The sequence below is a fragment of the Alteromonas sp. 38 genome (assembly GCF_902506055.1).
GTDB classification, from domain to species: domain Bacteria; phylum Pseudomonadota; class Gammaproteobacteria; order Enterobacterales; family Alteromonadaceae; genus Alteromonas; species Alteromonas lipotrueae.
This window is the reverse complement of the sequence record NZ_LR733300.1, coordinates 1,777,809-1,794,581: the sequence shown is the minus strand read 5'-3', so window position 1 is coordinate 1,794,581 and position 16,773 is coordinate 1,777,809. Positions and strand designations below refer to the sequence as shown.

At 41.7% G+C, this 16,773-nt stretch carries 18 protein-coding genes; 6 read left to right on the top strand and 12 right to left on the bottom strand.

The genetic code is table 11. The features are described 5' to 3' along the window. Positions 1–116: 116 nt before the first annotated feature. Complete coding sequence (locus FLAVO9R_RS07685; RefSeq protein WP_159530191.1) at positions 117–1,064, top strand: AraC family transcriptional regulator; 948 nt, start codon at positions 117–119, stop codon at positions 1,062–1,064. Between the two features lie 63 nt (positions 1,065–1,127). On the opposite strand, the gene FLAVO9R_RS07680 is transcribed toward FLAVO9R_RS07685, so the two are convergent. Further along, positions 1,128–1,466, bottom strand: coding sequence for a hypothetical protein (locus FLAVO9R_RS07680; protein WP_159530189.1), 339 nt, complete (start codon positions 1,464–1,466; stop codon positions 1,128–1,130). A 124-nt stretch (positions 1,467–1,590) separates the two neighbouring features. Between FLAVO9R_RS07680 and FLAVO9R_RS07675 the strand changes: the two genes are divergently transcribed. Then, positions 1,591–1,947, top strand: a complete 357-nt coding sequence (locus FLAVO9R_RS07675) for a hypothetical protein (protein ID WP_159530187.1) — start codon at positions 1,591–1,593, stop codon at positions 1,945–1,947. 184 nt (positions 1,948–2,131) lie between these two features. Here the strand turns inward: FLAVO9R_RS07675 and rluF are convergent, their stop codons facing one another. The 4 genes from rluF to FLAVO9R_RS07655 form a co-directional block, all read right to left on the bottom strand. After that, entirely contained in the window at positions 2,132–2,872 is a 741-nt protein-coding gene (gene rluF / locus FLAVO9R_RS07670) for a 23S rRNA pseudouridine(2604) synthase RluF (protein WP_159530185.1), read from the bottom strand. Positions 2,873–3,006: 134 nt separating this feature from the next. Further along, the gene (locus FLAVO9R_RS07665; RefSeq protein ID WP_013784036.1) at positions 3,007–3,249 is read right to left on the bottom strand and encodes an EF-hand domain-containing protein; all 243 of its coding nucleotides are present in this window, start codon (positions 3,247–3,249) and stop codon (positions 3,007–3,009) included. A gap of 62 nt (positions 3,250–3,311) precedes the next feature. Beyond that, a complete protein-coding gene (gene trhO / locus FLAVO9R_RS07660) occupies positions 3,312–4,307 on the bottom strand; it encodes an oxygen-dependent tRNA uridine(34) hydroxylase TrhO (RefSeq protein WP_126872299.1) in 996 nt (331 codons plus the stop codon). An 84-nt stretch (positions 4,308–4,391) separates the two neighbouring features. After that, a complete protein-coding gene (locus FLAVO9R_RS07655; protein ID WP_159530183.1) occupies positions 4,392–4,877 on the bottom strand; it encodes a VC2046/SO_2500 family protein in 486 nt (161 codons plus the stop codon). A 192-nt stretch (positions 4,878–5,069) separates the two neighbouring features. On the opposite strand from FLAVO9R_RS07655, the gene FLAVO9R_RS07650 reads away from it, so the two are divergent. From FLAVO9R_RS07650 to FLAVO9R_RS07640, 3 genes are all read left to right on the top strand, one after another. Then, positions 5,070–6,713: a response regulator gene (locus FLAVO9R_RS07650; RefSeq protein ID WP_159530181.1), complete on the top strand. Its 1,644-nt coding sequence runs from the start codon at positions 5,070–5,072 to the stop codon at positions 6,711–6,713. Further along, entirely contained in the window at positions 6,713–7,042 is a 330-nt protein-coding gene (locus FLAVO9R_RS07645) for a hypothetical protein (protein ID WP_159530179.1), read from the top strand. The genes FLAVO9R_RS07650 and FLAVO9R_RS07645 overlap by 1 nt, the downstream gene beginning before the upstream one ends. Positions 7,043–7,227: 185 nt before the next feature. Then, positions 7,228–8,223, top strand: a complete 996-nt coding sequence (locus FLAVO9R_RS07640) for an ATP-dependent 6-phosphofructokinase (RefSeq protein WP_159530177.1) — start codon at positions 7,228–7,230, stop codon at positions 8,221–8,223. A 178-nt stretch (positions 8,224–8,401) separates the two neighbouring features. Here the strand turns inward: FLAVO9R_RS07640 and FLAVO9R_RS07635 are convergent, their stop codons facing one another. The 4 genes from FLAVO9R_RS07635 to FLAVO9R_RS07620 all read right to left on the bottom strand — a co-directional run bounded on the left by FLAVO9R_RS07635 (position 8,402) and on the right by FLAVO9R_RS07620 (position 11,708). Then, on the bottom strand, positions 8,402–9,229 hold the full coding sequence (locus tag FLAVO9R_RS07635; RefSeq protein WP_013784030.1) for a LytR/AlgR family response regulator transcription factor: 828 nt from the start codon (positions 9,227–9,229) through the stop codon (positions 8,402–8,404). Continuing rightward, complete coding sequence (locus FLAVO9R_RS07630) at positions 9,226–10,305, bottom strand: sensor histidine kinase (RefSeq protein ID WP_159534487.1); 1,080 nt, start codon at positions 10,303–10,305, stop codon at positions 9,226–9,228. The genes FLAVO9R_RS07635 and FLAVO9R_RS07630 overlap by 4 nt, the downstream gene beginning before the upstream one ends. Before the next feature lie 119 nt (positions 10,306–10,424). Continuing rightward, a complete protein-coding gene (locus FLAVO9R_RS07625) occupies positions 10,425–10,886 on the bottom strand; it encodes an Mpo1 family 2-hydroxy fatty acid dioxygenase (RefSeq protein WP_013784028.1) in 462 nt (153 codons plus the stop codon). A gap of 57 nt (positions 10,887–10,943) precedes the next feature. After that, positions 10,944–11,708 carry a PilZ domain-containing protein gene (locus tag FLAVO9R_RS07620; RefSeq protein ID WP_232370605.1) on the bottom strand — a complete coding sequence of 255 codons (765 nt, stop codon included), beginning with the start codon at positions 11,706–11,708 and terminating at the stop codon, positions 10,944–10,946. A gap of 49 nt (positions 11,709–11,757) precedes the next feature. Here FLAVO9R_RS07620 and FLAVO9R_RS07615 point away from each other — a divergent pair, with 49 nt between their 5' ends. Beyond that, positions 11,758–13,542, top strand: coding sequence for a M61 family metallopeptidase (locus FLAVO9R_RS07615; protein ID WP_159530175.1), 1,785 nt, complete (start codon positions 11,758–11,760; stop codon positions 13,540–13,542). Positions 13,543–13,715: 173 nt separating this feature from the next. On the opposite strand, the gene FLAVO9R_RS07610 is transcribed toward FLAVO9R_RS07615, so the two are convergent. The 3 genes from FLAVO9R_RS07610 to yejK form a co-directional block, all read right to left on the bottom strand. Further along, the gene (locus FLAVO9R_RS07610; protein WP_201299247.1) at positions 13,716–14,603 is read right to left on the bottom strand and encodes a M23 family metallopeptidase; all 888 of its coding nucleotides are present in this window, start codon (positions 14,601–14,603) and stop codon (positions 13,716–13,718) included. Between the two features lie 119 nt (positions 14,604–14,722). Continuing rightward, positions 14,723–15,598: a 6-pyruvoyl trahydropterin synthase family protein gene (locus FLAVO9R_RS07605; protein ID WP_159530173.1), complete on the bottom strand. Its 876-nt coding sequence runs from the start codon at positions 15,596–15,598 to the stop codon at positions 14,723–14,725. Between the two features lie 65 nt (positions 15,599–15,663). Further along, on the bottom strand, positions 15,664–16,728 hold the full coding sequence (yejK, locus tag FLAVO9R_RS07600) for a nucleoid-associated protein YejK (protein WP_159530171.1): 1,065 nt from the start codon (positions 16,726–16,728) through the stop codon (positions 15,664–15,666). Positions 16,729–16,773: the final 45 nt, after the last annotated feature.

Here is a 16,773-nt window from a genome sequence, read left to right as displayed (position 1 = left end):
CTCACTCACTCCTATTATTTTTTTTTATAGATTGGGTTATAGTCTATCCTTTCTGAAAAACACCAATAAGTGCGAAATACACCTTTTTTAGATCAAATCGTACATAAGGAAGGACTATGGACCTCTTAAGCGAAACGTTACTTTCCCTAAAAATAAAAAATATGTTGATCGGAACCTATCACTTAAGCGCCCCTTGGGGGTTTAGCTCACAGGGTTTTGACTACGGCTTCAGCTTTAATGTGATTGAAAACAGTTGCTGGATAACACCAGAGGGAGAAGATCCAATTGAACTTCACGCAGGCGATTCTTTTATCTTTCCCCGTGGTGGGCCTATGTCACTCAGTTCTGATCACCAAGTAGAGATTCATCCTGTGGCTGACGTCTGGAACTCAGATGAGGAACGCTTTATTGGGTTTGAGCAACATCCACCTGGTGCCTATTACGAAACTCATTGGGGAGGCAGTGGTGAAAAAACTCGCTTGCTGAGTTTAGTGTTTGAAATCGAGGAACAAAGCCGAAGTAGTTTATTCAATGCCTTGCCACATTTTTTAGTATTACGTAAACATGAATGCCAAGAGTTTCATTTGATTCGTTCTGCCCTCTACGCCATTGCTCAAGAAAAAACCAATATGCAACCGGGAGAATATGCGATTAGAAACCATATCAGTGAAGCGCTTTTAGTCAGCCAGTTACGCGCCCATGTCGCTCAAACACACTATTCATCGGGATTACTGGCCGCCATTAAAGACCCCTATTTGCAACCGCTATTAATTGCGTTACATAAAACGCCACAAAAAAAGTGGAGTGTGGAATTGATGGCCAAAGAAGCAGGATTGTCGCGGACAGCGTTCGCCAAACGATTTAACAACATACTAGATAACACGCCGATGAATTACTTACATCAACATCGAATGGAGCTGGCCGCAACCAAACTAAAAGAGACTCAAGCTAATGTTGAAACCATTGCTCAGGATTTGGGGTATGCGAATAGTCAGCACTTTAGAAAACACTTTTTACGCACTTATCAACAATCACCAAGTGCATACAGAAACTCATCGTCTTAAGGTGTTTCGTTCTTTTTAGCTGAACCCTTTTGTGCGAGGCGAAATAACGATACATAATCGTATTTACAAGACACTTTGCTCTTTTTTAAAAGTAGTGTTTTGGGTGTTAACTAGGCCCCATGCTAGGCAAGAAGTTTTACAGGAAGATATAATTTTAGGCTTGATTTGCGCACTGTTTGCTTTAGCTATTTCATATTGGCCGATGTTTATCATAACCCCCGCATCAACTGAACCTGCCGCAAGTTCGGTAGGCTTAGTGTTTATTAATGTTCCTTTATTTGGGTATTCTGCCACTCTATTAATCCCATCGTCCTTAGCTTTAGTAAACGCTAATTCTAGGAGGGCAACCTTCTTCTTTGGTAAGTTTGGTACTGTGTATGGGGTATTAATAGCTTTTTTCATTAGCCTATTTACCTTTCGGATTATACTTTTATTACTTTAATAATGCTGTTGGTTATCGAAGTTAATCTCACGAAAAAATAGTAAAAGCCATTTACTCAAATAATGGCTAATAGGGAAAAAACCAATGAGACAGTTTCTTTTTAGTTTGTCTATATCAACCTTGTTAGGTGCTGCTATTTTGTTTTTTTCACCCTATATTACCGGTGAGATTGAACCTTGGGACACAGAGACTTTTTATTACACTGGCGCACTACTATTAGCAGGATTTTTAGTGCTATTAGATAGGCATGTTTCTTATGAAAGCATTTTTATAGGCATTATGCTTGGGCAAGCTATTTATATGTTTACTTTTATGCCTGTAGATTCATTGGTTGGTATTGCTTTGGTTATTATGGCCTTCAAGAGCTTGTTGTCTTGTGTAGGTCTATTGTTAAAGTCAGCAATTATTGACATTCTGTATTTGATTAAAGGGAATACCTAACATCCTGTTATATATGATTTCCCCTTACCTACTCGCTGTTTTAAAGATAAACGTAATCGCCTGTCGAAGTTTGTATTTCCAAGGATTACTAGGCACTTCACACGGCGGACAATTTGCTATTACAAAGCTAAGAAGGTGCCAGTAACTATTGTGTTTCTATACTGGCTCCCTCTATTAGCATCGCCTACCCTGCTGTTTTAGACGATTGTTGTACGGCGTTATTTAGCTGATTAAGCTCTTTTTCAGTAAGGTTTCGCCATTGGCCTGGCTTTAAGTTACCTAGCTCTAGATGCATAATGCGCGTGCGTTTCAACTTGGTAACTTCATAACCGAGGAACTCGCACATGCGACGGATTTGTCGGTTTAAGCCCTGAGTTAGAATTATTGAAAACTGAAACTTACCACGAGCATTTACCTTACACGGTTTAGTTAACGTTCCTAAAATGGGAACGCCTCTTGCCATTTTTTGTACAAAACGCTCACTGATGGGTTGGTTAACCGTAACTTCGTATTCTTTATCATGGGCATTTTCAGCGCGCAGAATTTTATTCACAATATCGCCATCACTGGTCAGAATAATCAGTCCTTCTGATGGCTTATCGAGTCTGCCTACTGGAAAGATTCTCTGTTTGTGCTTGATTGCATCGATGATATTGCCTTTCACATGACGCTCGGTAGTACAGGTAATGCCAATAGGCTTGTTGTATACCAAGTAAATGCGGTCTGATTTATCTTCGGCTACCGCTTTAACAAGCTTTCCATCAACCTTCACTTTATCGCCTTGCGCAACTTTGGTGCCCAGCTCAGGCAGCTTATCGTTAATGGTAACTCGATTTTGCTCAATTAATTTATCAGCTTCACGTCGTGAGCACAGCCCTGTATCACTGATATATTTATTAAGACGTTTTGTTACCTCAGAGCTCATGCTAAAAGTCCTTACCCTTTTTTCTAAACGACAACGTGAGTAAACCGTGCCGGTTGTATTCTCAACTTTATTACCGTTAATTTTACTATAAAAAAAGCGAGCTAAAAGCTCGCTTTTTTAACATTCAGTTAGTATTAATATTCCCACCAACACTCTTGCCACCACTCAAGGAATTCCTCAAAGTCGATATAGCCGTCGTTATTGCTGTCTATTAATTTAAAACCTTCCTGCACATGGCTGGCTTTTGTTTTTGGCGAAATAACGGTTAATAACTCGATAAACTCCGTTAAATCAATTTGACCATTACCATCTTGGTCGAAGAAGGTAAAATCTTTCTTTATTTCTTCAATTTTTTCGTCTGAAAGTTGAGCGGTCACGCGCTTTCCCTTTTTTTAGCAACTACATAGAGGGTGAGTGTAACGCCGTTATTGAGTAGTGTCTATGCCTGATTTTCTCTTGCTTTTAACGCGCGTTCACGTTGCAAACGGGCTTTTTCTTCACGCTTTTGTTCCATGGTGATTCGCGCCTCTGTACCCACGTGTTCTTGCTGTCTCATCTTCGCAAGATTAACTTGTTTTTCACGTTCACGAAAACGAGAAAGTTGATCTTCTGTATGGGTACCAAAACAATGCGGGCAGCTTACGCCAGACTCATACTTCTCACTTTGCATGTCTTCATCTGTAATCGGTAAGCGACAGGCATAACATTGATGATAATCACTTTTTTCAAGGTCGTGATTCACAGCCACACGATTATCAAATACAAAACAATCGCCTTCCCACAATGATTCTTCTTTTGGTACATCTTCTAAATATTGAAGAATACCGCCTTCCAGATGGTATACCTCGTCAAACCCCTGCTCTTTTAAATAGGCCGTAGATTTTTCACAGCGAATACCGCCGGTGCAAAACATGGCAACTTTTTTGTTTTTCTCTGGGCTTAATGTTTTAGCGACATATTCTGGAAACTCGCGAAAAGTCTCCGTTTTTGGATCGATAGCGTGCTTGAAAGTACCGATTTCGATTTCATAGCCGTTACGGGTATCTATCACGGTGACGTCGGGATCGCTAATTAACGCGTTCCAGTCACTAGGTTTCACGTACGTACCTACGGTTTTACGCGGGTCGATACCTTCAACACCCATGGTGACGATTTCTTTTTTAAGCTTGACCTTGGTGCGATAAAAAGGCTGTTCTTCGTGAAGTGACTCTTTACAAGAGATAGGATTAATTCTCTCGTCGGCGTTAAGATATTGGAGTAACCCATCAATACCTTCTCGCGTGCCTGAAACGGTGCCATTAATGCCTTCGCTGGCAAGTAAAAGCGTACCTTTAATGCCATTAGATTCCATGGCAGTTAATAGTGGTTGACGCATGGCCTCAAAGTTTTCAAGCGCAACGAATTTGTACATCGCGCAAACGATATATTTAGACATAGTAATTTACCTTTGCTAGTTGGAACGTAAAACCAGTGCAAAAATGCGGCGCGCACTATATCAAACCAGTTTTAAAATTTCCAGTTAGGCAGCAAGAAAGGATTCAGACTGCTCAATAATGTCACTAAGCATTGTGTTGTCTTCATCAATAGAGGTGGAATAAGTAGCGGCAATGCGCTTTTGAGTGGCTAACGAACAGTTCGTAATAATATCTTGGCTAATTTTCTTTGCGTCATTGGTTTGTGCAAGAGGTACTGGGTGCATTTCATTGTGAAGACGTACTTCGTCAAACTGAAGTGATGTGGGCTCTTGTAGTGCTACTTGATGCGCTATTGTTTGAGACAATCGATTCATGTGCAACCAGTCTGAGTCACTCGCAAAAAGTGGGGTTTTGCGATAGAAATTAAGTGCTTCTAGCCGTTGCGTAATGTCATTAGTGGCTTCGTTTTCGCTAAGACTTTCTATCGATATCGTGTCGGCAAGCGCACTTTGTTGCATTGCCAAATACAAAGCAAAAAGCGTGGCATTACCCGCTGCTTTTGACAGGGTGCCGTTCCATTCCCATGCCATGCTGGGGTCTATGGATTTTAATTGATTTATATCGTTATCAGACACAAAAATAGGAAGATTTAAAATTCATACCTATGGTGTCGGCAAGATAATGTTTTTCTTAAGCTTATTCTTGCTCTAATCGTTATTTTAAACAATCATGTATAGAACCTCTCAAGTAGTTAAAGTGTCATGGTTATCATTGGATGAAAAATGAACTTTTCGAATAAGCAGGTGCTTATTGTTGAAGATCAACGCCCTTTTCTCTTACTGCTACGTGGATTATTGCACTCCATGGGCGCAAGTGACGTTGTCACCAAATCTTCTGCGGAAAAGGCTTTGTCTCTTTGTAAAAAACAAAAATTTGATATTGTTGTTTGCGATCTTCATTTAGGGGTAGACAAAAAAAACGGTTTCGAGCTTATTGAAGAGCTTAGAATAAAGCGTTTAATTAAGCCCACCACCGTATTTATATTAATTAGCGCTGATAGTGCGCGTCCTATAGTACTTGGCTCTATTGAACGACGCCCTGATGATTATCTTATTAAGCCTTTTTCGCAGGTACAACTTAAAACACGTATTACCCGCGCCTGGCAAAAACGACAATTTTTAGGGACAGTCTTGCAAGAGGTGGCCAATGAAAATATCAACAATGCCATCGATTTGTGTGAAGATCTTATTAGTGCGCCATCGCCCTATAAAGGCACGTGTGAGCAGTTGTTAGTTGAACTGTATTTGCGCCTGGAACAAAACGACAAAGCGTTGGACGTCCTTACGCCCTATTTAGAAGGAAAACCAATAATTTGGGCCAAAGTTGCATTGGCAAAAACCTATCTCGCCTTAGGTAATTACGATAAAGCCATTGGTATTGCCGAGGATATCGTTAAACGCAATCGTTTCAATGCAGAAGCACATGATGTATTGGCTAAAGCCAATGATGCAAAGAACCAAGGTGAAACTGCAATTACTGCGATTAAGCAGGCTATAAAGCTTTCGCCCTTTTCACTTCCTAGGCATTTTAGTGCATGTTCAATTGCCCGTAACCATAACGATTACATTTTAGCCTCTACTTCTAGTTTAGCCATTTGGGATCTATCTAAAAGAACCGTGCATCAAAACAGCCTGCATTGGTGTGGTTTTATTCGAAGCTTGCTTGATGTCGCTGAATATACCGACGACAAACGCACACGAAACCGCTATCAACAAGAGGCTTTACTTGCCCTACAACGAGGTAAGTTTGATGAAAATATATTACGTATAGACGAGGATTTTGATGTCAGTATTTTTGGCAGCATCATTAACGCACGTGTTAATGCTATTGATGGGAAAATGCTGGATGCCAAAAAGAACTTGGCGCAATCACAAGCTGCTATAGACGAAAAGTACACCACGCCACCAATCGCATTTATACCCGATAGCCTTAAAGTCATGTACGACCTTGGTGAATTTGAAGATGCACTGCAACTTCAAGACATTATTAAACAGCAGAATTTAGAATTCGATTCCAACAGTAACTTTTTATTACATTCAGAGTCTGCTAAAGCCCAACAAAATCTTACAAACTATCAGCAGTTTAACCGTGAAGGCATTCAGCTTTACCAACAAGGGCAGTATGAAAAAGCAAAAGACTCCTTTGCCCTTGCACAAGGTTTTTCGCCAGTAAATACCGGTGTAGCCCTTAATCTAATGCAATGCTTATTACAGATATTGAGTAAAAACCAAAAGCCAGACCCTGATTTATTCAGAGAATGCCGACGACTTTATAAACTTATTGATGACATGCCACTAAAGGCCCAACACGAAGAAAAATACACCACGCTTCGCAACGACTTAGACACCTTTATGGGGACAACATAATGACAATAACCCAATCAAAAAACATCTGTGCTCTTGCTAGCCTACTTTCAGCTTTAGCACTCAACGGATGCAGCCAAACACCACCTTGTGAAGACATTGTAGAAGTAAATCGCCAATTGCATGTATGCAAAAGTTTGTCGAAAATTATGAATGACAACCGCTACCCGCAGCAAGCTATGTCAGCGAAAAAACGTTATGAAAGTGAATGCGAGAACTTCAGATACTATCGCGATGATTACGACACTATTTGTAAAGGAGACCAACAAGCCATTGGAAAAAATACGAAAGCGGTGGTTAACAAGGAAAGTTTGCCCCCTAAAGATCACTAAGTAGATGGGTCTTTTTTAATACCCAGCTTTATTATGGAAAGCCGTGCCTGCACCTTACAAACACGACTAGGTTTTATTGGCGGTGTGGTTTTGATTTAGCCATGTTACGGTATGGTGTAGCGCTTTGTTCGTAGTATCATCTATTTAATGAGGCGTTATCAAGTAGACGAGAAAAGGATATAAACATGTCGAAACGCGTTGCAGTGCTAACTTCAGGTGGTGATGCACCAGGAATGAATGCTTGTATTCGAGCTATTGTTATAGCCTGTGAGAGACAAGGGTTCACTCTGTTTGGTTATCAGCATGGATATAATGGCTTACTTGAGCAAGAGTACGAAATACTTGCGCCTCAAGCAACGCACAACCTCATACAACAAGGAGGTACCGTGCTGCACAGCGCCCGCTGTGAACCGTTCAAAACCGACGAAGGTGCAAAAACTGCGGCGACTAACCTTACTAAACTAGAGATTGATACCCTAATTGTGATTGGCGGCGACGGGTCTTTTAGAGGCGCTGATCACTTAGCAGATTTTTGGCACGGTCAAATTATTGGTATTCCCGGCACAATAGATAATGATGTTGCTGGCACTGATGCCACCATTGGTTATTACACCGCTATCGATACCGTTGTCTCATCAGTCGATAAAGTGAGAGACACCGCAGACGCTTTTGAACGCATTTTCATTGTAGAAGTGATGGGCAGACACGCCGGCTTTCTTGCATTAAATTCAGCCCTCGCCTCGGCAGCCGACTATGTTATTTTACCAGAAACGTTTAATCAATGTGACTTAGAACTAGACAAAATTACTGAGCAAATTGAGAAGAGAAGACAACGCAAAGGCGCAATTAGTTTTATCATAGTGGTAGCTGAAAATGTCTGGCCTGGTGGACTTAACGATTTGGCCGACAAACTGGTATATAAAACCCAGTCTGAAGTTCGCCCTGTTACGCTAGGCCATGTACAGCGAGGGGGGTCACCGGTAAGTCAAGACAGGTTACTTGCCACTAAGTTAGGCACTTATGCGGTGAGTTTAGTGGGCAGTGACACCAATGGTATTATGGTAGGTGAACTCAATGGTACGCCTAGTGAAATTGCCTTAACGGAAACATGGGAGAAGGATAAACCCTTAAATCCTTCGAGCATGGAAACTATGCTTTCTATCATGAATGAACGATATTAAAAACGTTCATTACATGATAATAGGCAGCAAAAAAGTTACGCATAACCAAATTTAATCTGTTAAATTATTAAGTTAGCTATATTCCTTTACGCACATAAAAATGCCCGATTTCTCGGGCATTTTTAATCAGCTTTTTTTCACTGCCAGCTGAAAGCTAACGCGCTCACGGCTTTTAGCTCTACATTTTCATAGCGGCTTTTACTTTGTCTCTATGACTTCGACTTACTTTTAGTTCGGTGTCATTTTGCAAAATAAGGTGATATTCACCACTAATATGACTTACCAACTTTTTCACGAAACGAATATTGGCGATAGCTGAACGGTGCACTCTAACAAACCATTGAGGGTTAAGCTCTTGCTCAAGCTCCTTCATGGTTTTACGCATAATGTGCATACCATCTAATGCGTGAACACACATATAATCACCCGCGGCATCTATCCACTGTATGTCTTGTACATTCACTCTGGTGACTTCAGAACCATCTTTGATGGCTAAAACATCTGGGTAAGGGTTGGTTTCTACCGGTTCACCATTAGCAAGCTTACGTAAAATTTCTTCACAATCGTCGCCAGTAAGTTCAGCCACTAAATTCACTAAGCGTTTAGACTGCTCATCTTGATGCTGTGTGGCGAAGTATTCTCTCACTTTCACTAAGGCATCTTTAAGGCGTTCGTCATCAGCTGGCTTTAATAAATAATCTAATGCATGTACATCGAATGCTTTAATCGCATAACTGTCATAAGCGGTGACAAACACGACCATTGGAATAGGCTGATTGAGCTCTCGCAGCTTATGAATAACCTGAAAACCATTTAGCCCAGGCATTTGAATATCAAGAAATACTAAATCAGGCCGAAGTTGTGAAATGCTACTTACCGCTTCTAGCCCATTTTGACACTCAGCAAGTACCTGAATGTCGTCATGACGTTCTAGCCTAGCGCGAAGTCCACGGCGGGCGAGTGGTTCATCGTCTACCACTAAGGTTTTAATTACTTGCTTTGTCATGCGCATACATCCTTTACTTCATAGGGAATACGAATTCGAACCCGTACGCCCGACGGCTGATTATCTTCAATAGAAAATGCGAAATTGCGTTGATACAGTGAATGCAATCTCTCTTTAATATTTGCCAGTCCAACACCATTTTCACGGCTTAACTGACCATCTATAATGTCGGCACCGGGCCCATTATCAGCCACATCCATTAGCAAATCGTTTCCAAACGCTCGGGCTGTTATAGCAATTTGACCGCCGTTCTCCATTTTAGAGATGGCGTGCTTAACCGAATTTTCAATAATAGGCTGTAATATCATGCTAGGAACAAGTGCGTTTTCACATTCTTCATCGATATTCCAAACCACTTCTAGTCTGTCATCAAATCGCACTTTTTCAATCTCAAGATATAATCGCAAGGCTTTTATTTCTTGGCCTAAAGGTACTCGCTTAATGGGGTCGTTATCCAAAGAATAGCGTAAAAAGTCGCTCAAGCGAGAGACCATCGCTTCTGCAGTATCGTTTTCTTTTAGTAACACCAAGGTAGAAATAGCGTTTAACGTGTTGAACAAAAAGTGAGGATTGAGCTGATAGCGCAGCATCTTAATATGTGCCTGATGAGCCATGGTGCTGGCTTTAAGCGCATTTTGCTTTTCTTTTTGTAACATCTGGAAGTTTTTAATGCCGAAGTAAACGCCACTCCAACAGCCCACCATGATGAGCGAATTAATAGTATTGGTAAAATACATATACCACGCATCGGGCCGATATCCGTGCTTGTAAATTTCCCAATAGTTTATGTTTTTAACCACAGCCCACAATAACGCTATCAAGTAACAGGACGCTATCACTGTCAACAGCATGTTTAACGGCGACTGTTTTCTTGCCCAGCGATAAACGTATCGCAATGGAATAGTTAGCAACCAGCCAGCGTACGCATTGAGTAATATTATAAATACCCAAATTGGTCGTACATCGTGAAGAAACGAGCCAATATAATAAATGATGGCAAAACCTGCCCAGCCTGCGCTGTGCAAAGTCCAAAATAACCTTTCGTTACTTTCAATAACGCGCTGAAAGCGGCTCACATGTTTACCAGTGGTTGAATTGATTGATAGATTATACGCAAGGTAAGCCCCTTGCGGAGCATCTTGGTCGTACTTCATATGCGACTTGTCGCACGCTTTGCTAAGATTAGTGACTGCAACTAATAACTAATATTCAATCTCTTAAGCCAATGCATCCACCACCATGCAGGACCCACAAGTAAAAATTGAAGATCTTCTAAAAATGAGGGCTTTTTACCTTCAATTTTATGACCTATAAATTGCAGTATCCACATTACAATAAACAGTGATAGACAGAACAGCCAAACACTTACGCCATAGTAGGCAATCAAATTAATACCACCGAAACAAGCTATGGTAAGCAGTGTCATGGCCGCGCCAATTGGCCCAGACAATTTGAAATAATAAAATAGGATTGGAATGGCGATAATATGCGCCCACGTCACATTGAAATCGGCAATGAAATCGGGCACCGGTACGGCCCAAATAAGTCCTAAAGTGACAAAATAGATGCTGGGCACCGCAATGGCATGAATAAGCACATTGGTTTTATTTTGATGGCTTTCGTTATATTGCAGTAATAGCTTTTCAATCGTTCTCATAGCAAATTCCACTTATTGTTATAATAATTGTTTTATTTTTTTGTTGTGAACATCGTATTAACTAATTAGCGTATGGCCTGCTAACAGCGTATTGACGGCATCGTCGTCGCTATCGAATTTCAAGCCATAATAAACAAAGTCTGATTCTAGCTGGTTATTTTTAACAGTGGCATTCAACGTGGCCTCTTTACCATCAGTTGAATAAACTAATGCAATTTTAGTTTCATCAATCATGATTGGCCATTCAGGCTTAAGAGGTAAGGCTATGCGGCAGCCATCGTTAGAAATATCCACTATAATACCGGTCACATGTTCAGACTCAGGAAAAGCTTCACAGGAGACTTTAACCGCAATACCAGGCTGCGCCCGCTTATTGGCACGAAGGCCTATCGATTCGATTCGACGAGGAAAGCTGGTAATCAACAACCCTGAGGGCTTAGCCAGTAATTTGAGTACTTTTACTCTAAACGCTATGACCTGCCCGGCGTCACCTTCCAGTACAAAGCGTACAACAACGTCATTGCCCACCGTCAGTAAGTCTCTAACAACCATCCATTTTGCAGAAGTGGGGATCTGGAATATCATGCAAGTAGCCAGTTCCATTCCTACATAGGCGGTTTTTACCCGCTTGGGCGCCGTTGGCGTCGTAATTTGTAAATCTACCACTGTACCAGGCGGCAACGCACACAAATTATCGACGTCTTCTCGGTTAAGTTGGCTACTTACTGCATTATCTGTCATGTATTTAAGAACGTTCTTATTATACTTAATGTAAATGTAACCAATTTTGTGTCGGCTGACAAAACCTTCTCTATCAGGCATGATGTCGCCATATTCTTAAGATACAAATAATTTCTCTATAAAGGCCACTATGAATAGTCCTTCACTTCACTACCAACTGTCAATTTACTCATGGCAACAACATTTGTTTGATGTAACGCTAACTGTGCCACCTCACGATTCACAAACTTTATCATTAACGTTACCGTCTTGGATCCCAGGTAGCTACATGGTGAGAGACTTTGCCAAAAATATAGTGTCGTTAACAGCTATAAATACTGCCTCGGGCGAACCGATTGCATGCACTAAGTTAGATAAACAAACCTGGCAAGCCGATACCCGTGGTGACGAAGTCACTATTACTTATCGAGTACATGCCAACGACTTGTCAGTACGTTCGGCGTTTATTAACGACGAATATGCGTTTATTAATGGCACCAGTGCATTCCTAAGCGTTGAAGGCTTTGAACAACAACCATGTAAACTACAAATCATTAAACCTGCTGTGGCTAATTGGCGTGCCTATACCAGCATGCCAATGACTGAAGATATGCCTGATAGCTGGGAATATGAAGTTAAAGACTATGCTGAATTTATCGACCACCCTCTTTATATTGGGGTATGTAACTTCCATAGTTTTGAAGTGCAAGGCGTTACCTTCGAGTTGTTATTCTCCGGCAGAAATAACCTAGACATCGAGCGGATCGCAAATGATTTGACCCCAATCTGTAAGCACCATATGCAGTTATTTGGCGACCCGCAACCTATTAAACGTTATTTGTTTATGACCTTGTTGGCAGATACTGGCTTTGGTGGTTTAGAGCACCGTGATTCCACCGCCCTACTCTTTCCTCGTTTCGACCTTCCCATGGTGGGCGAAAGCGATACCAAAACCGACGGTTACATTACGTTTTTAAGTTTGTGCAGCCATGAACTTTTCCATACATGGCATGTTAAGCGAATTAAACCAGAGGTAATGGTTAAACCTGATTTGCAAAAAGAAACTTACACCAATCAACTTTGGATTTATGAAGGCTTTACCAGCTTTTATGACGACGTAACCTTAGCTCGCGCAGGCACTATCGGGCCACAAAAATATTTAGATATTGTGTCACAGAACATAACTCGTCTGCTTCAAAATACGGGTAGGTTTAAACAATCGGTAGCAGAAAGTAGCTTTGATGCATGGACAAAATTTTATAAGCAAGATGCCAGTGCTGCCAACGCTATTGTCAGTTACTACACCAAGGGCGGCATTATTGCTTTTGGGTTAGATTTATTGCTACGTGAAAAATCGAACAATGAAATTACTTTAGATTTGTTATTGCGTCATTTATGGGATCAGTACGGCCGAGACGAAAAAGGTACTCCCGACAATGTTATTGCCACGCTGTGTAAGCAAGATTTTAACATTGATATTTCTGACTATCTAGCCGATGTGGTATACGGTACGCAAGATGTGCCGTTAGAGAATTGGCTATCGAACATTGGCGTTGAATTACTCACCCGTAGCAAAGTATCTGCTGACGATAAAGGTGGAAAAACAAGCGCCGAAGGCATGAAAAGACAATTAGGTGCTAACTGTAAGCCAGCCCCGCTAGGGTTAACGGTTACTCAAGTCTTTGAAGGTTTAGCTGCTGCCGACGCAGGTATCATGGTTAACGATATCATTATTGCCGTAAATGGTTTTGTAGTTAACCAAGCGAAATTACAGCGTATATTAGATGCGACAAATACTGGCCAAGTTAGCCTTTCGCTTATTCGAGATGGCCGATTGATTACAGGCCATCTTGATATAAGAAACGCACGAGAAGATGTGTGCAACCTTTCAATTGTGGATGAGAGCAAATTTTCTGCATGGTTGGGGCTTAACTAACCATTTTTGATTATTCTTTGCTTATGTAGATTTACGCCCTTGTAGATTGGCACCTTTGCAGAATCGCATATACGTTGGGATACTAGTAGATATAAAAAAGGGCTACCGTATGGGTAGCCCTTTTAATTTTTAGGAGATGGCGGGAGCCGTTAGCCTTTTCAGGCGTTCTCGCTCTATTCTGGCGTTCCCGACACTACCGTCTGTGGATCGAGGCGCATTTTGCCCAAGTTGATTCGCCAATCTAGGTGTGGACCCGTTGCTCTACCCGTAGCGCCAATGGTGCCAATCTGCTCGCCTTGCGCAACCGTATCGCCAACTTTCACAGTGATAGAGTCTAAGTGAAGGAAAGTAGAAAAAACACCCATTCCATGATCAAGAATTAACGTGTTACCTGAATAATATAAATCTTCTGCCAAGGTTACTGTGCCTTCAACGGGCGCGGTAACCGGCGCGCCTGTTGGCCCACCTACATCAACGCCAAAGTGTGGCCACTTTGGCACACCATTTAATACACGCTGGCTTCCGTATACACCGGTTATCGGCCCTTTTGCGGGCCACTCAAACCGCGTAAACAATGCGTCGGCATCGGTCACTTTACTTCGTGCAATAGATACATTGATGTTGTCTTGCCTAATTCTTTCAAGCACTGCTTTTGGTGGTGTCACCATCTTAGAATCAAGCCCGTCTATACGTTGAATGTTGTATTCACGTTTAGTAAGAGTAATATCCCGTGCTAATGTGGTGCCATCGGTAAGTTCAACTTTAAGCATGTGAGAAAGGCTTGCATCACGGGGGAAACCAAACACGAATTTGCCTTCGCTATTTAGCGCTAATGTTTCTCCATCAAGGGTAACGTTAGCATCAGGGGCAACTTGCCCTCTTATCAAACTCCCTTGTGTTAGGGTGCCATTTAGCGTAATCCCGTCTTGCTGCGCGTGAATAGCAGTCAAGCTACTACCAATTAAGAGTAAGGCTGACAAGCCAGCGGAACGCGCTGCTATTTTAAGTGAGTTAATTACACTAGATTGGATAGGCTTTACACCCATAACCCAAGAACTCATTACCACTCCTTTTCGTATTTTCATCGCATTTATTTCGTATTTATACCGTTCTTGTATCGTGTGTCAGCCAATAGCCTATACCGATTTTGCTTACCATACTGAAACAAAAAACGAGGTAATTAGTCAGACACCATAGCGCCTTTACCCACACCTTCATAAGCCACTACTTGGCAATGATTGTTGGGAGTACGTTTCTTTTGTTCAACTAACAGATACTGGGCTAAACATTCCACCGTCGAATCTGTGGTAATCACTTCACAATCGGCCTTAGGAATAAGTAACTCAAAGTAGCCTTGTGATGATTCGTAAGCGAATGAGAAGTAGTCGCTAGGTGAAGCGACTGATCCGGTTATTTTGCGGTCTTCGTAGGCTATTTCATCTTCGGTAGTCGCGATGTAGATATCGTCCCAGCGGTTTGCCCAATAAGCTTGTTCTTGTTCGCTAATTTTACCATCAAGGTAAATATCGATGCGTGAACGATGGCCATGCGCTATGCGCTGACAGTTTCCATCATGCTTTTTTAACCCGTGGGTATAATGATAATACGGCGACGCTATCACTTCGGTGCGAAGCTTTAATGTAATATTATCAACGTTTTCTGGTAAGTGGGTGGCAAGCACCTCTTTTAGGTAAACGCTCACCGATTCCATAGTCACCACATCTGAATACAAAAAGGCATAGGCTTCTGCTGGGCAGCGAAGCATGATTTCTCGGCCGTCTTCACAGGTAAAGCGCACTTCAACCTGTTCATTCACGTCATCATGGATAACTGTCGCGCCCGCATATTCTGCAGGCACAAGCAATTTATGATCGACATATTCATCAATCAGTCGTTTCAGGTCTTTCTTAACAATACCAAAATCCTGAACCATACTCTCTTCGTTGAGTTCACCGGTTAGGATTACATCGACAATCCAGCTTTCACCTACCATGCCGCGTTTGGGGCAAAGGTAAGAAAAGTCCATTACTGTCAAATCGTTTACAAATAGTTGCATGACACCCTTGTATCGTGTTCGTTTTCTGTTGTTAGTATACGTTTTTTACGTGTTAAACGCAGTGATTAGTCCATAGAAGATTGGCGATTAAGCTGATCTTTTAAATTGGGTGGTATACCACGAATAGTTAAGGTATCGGTGGCAGGGTCGTAAAATACCCGATCGCCCATCAGTTTGCGCTCAAAGCTTACCGATACGCCGCCGCCCTGCCCCGTAAATTTCGCAAGTTGTTTTAGTGCAGCGGGATCGGGCTGAATTTCTTTTTCAAGCGGTACTTCCATAGACTGGGTAAATGAAGAAAAGTTGCTGCTGGTTTCTTCGTTTGACGGCAGCCTGTTTGCTAACTCCTCTACCGATAAGCTTTCGCCTGCGTCTATTTTTTCTTTGAAATACGTTTTCACTTCTTCACGGTGCTGGTGTTGCTCTTGCGGATCTAACGACTCACTGGCCAAATAGGCATCTACAGAAGAAATCAGCTGCTTATTTTGCTGCTTCACATCAACCAGTTCTTCACAGCCAACAAATTGCATAAAGAAGTCAGACACTTTACGGCCCATACGGCCTTTAATAAAGCTAACATAACGCTGCTGTTCAGGTTGGATATCCCATTGGGTTAAGTCGATGCGAACCGCAAGTTGCATACGCGCCAAATCTAAATGCTCTCGAGAAGACAAATCAAGTGAATTAGTCACTTCAACGTGAGAGCGAGTATTTAACAAAGCAATCATTAAATATTGAGTCGCCAAAAACTCATACTGGCAAAAAATAAGAAACCCTGTTTCTACGGTGCCTGTATCTATTAACGTTTTCACTAATCGCTTAGTAGCTGATAACGAAAAGCTATGAAATGCTTCTTCTACATTTTCGCCGCCAGCTTTTTTCTGCGCTAGGTAGTTTTTCAAACCTTCGGAAAATTCTGCTACGTTATCTGTGTTTTCTTCATTGCTTTGCGAAACAAAGTGACCAACCCCTTTACCGGGTTTGGCATTAAAGCTGTGGTTTATTTGGTGTGCGAGAAGCTCAATTTCTGGCGTTACCGCCAAACAATTATCACGAGGAATAGCTTCTATTTTATCCTCGTTATTAACGACTAAACGGTGTACAACAAAGTGATGAATCAGTGCACTCATAGCGATTAGGGTGTCCTGTTGCTTAAAAAATGTTAGAAAAACTAA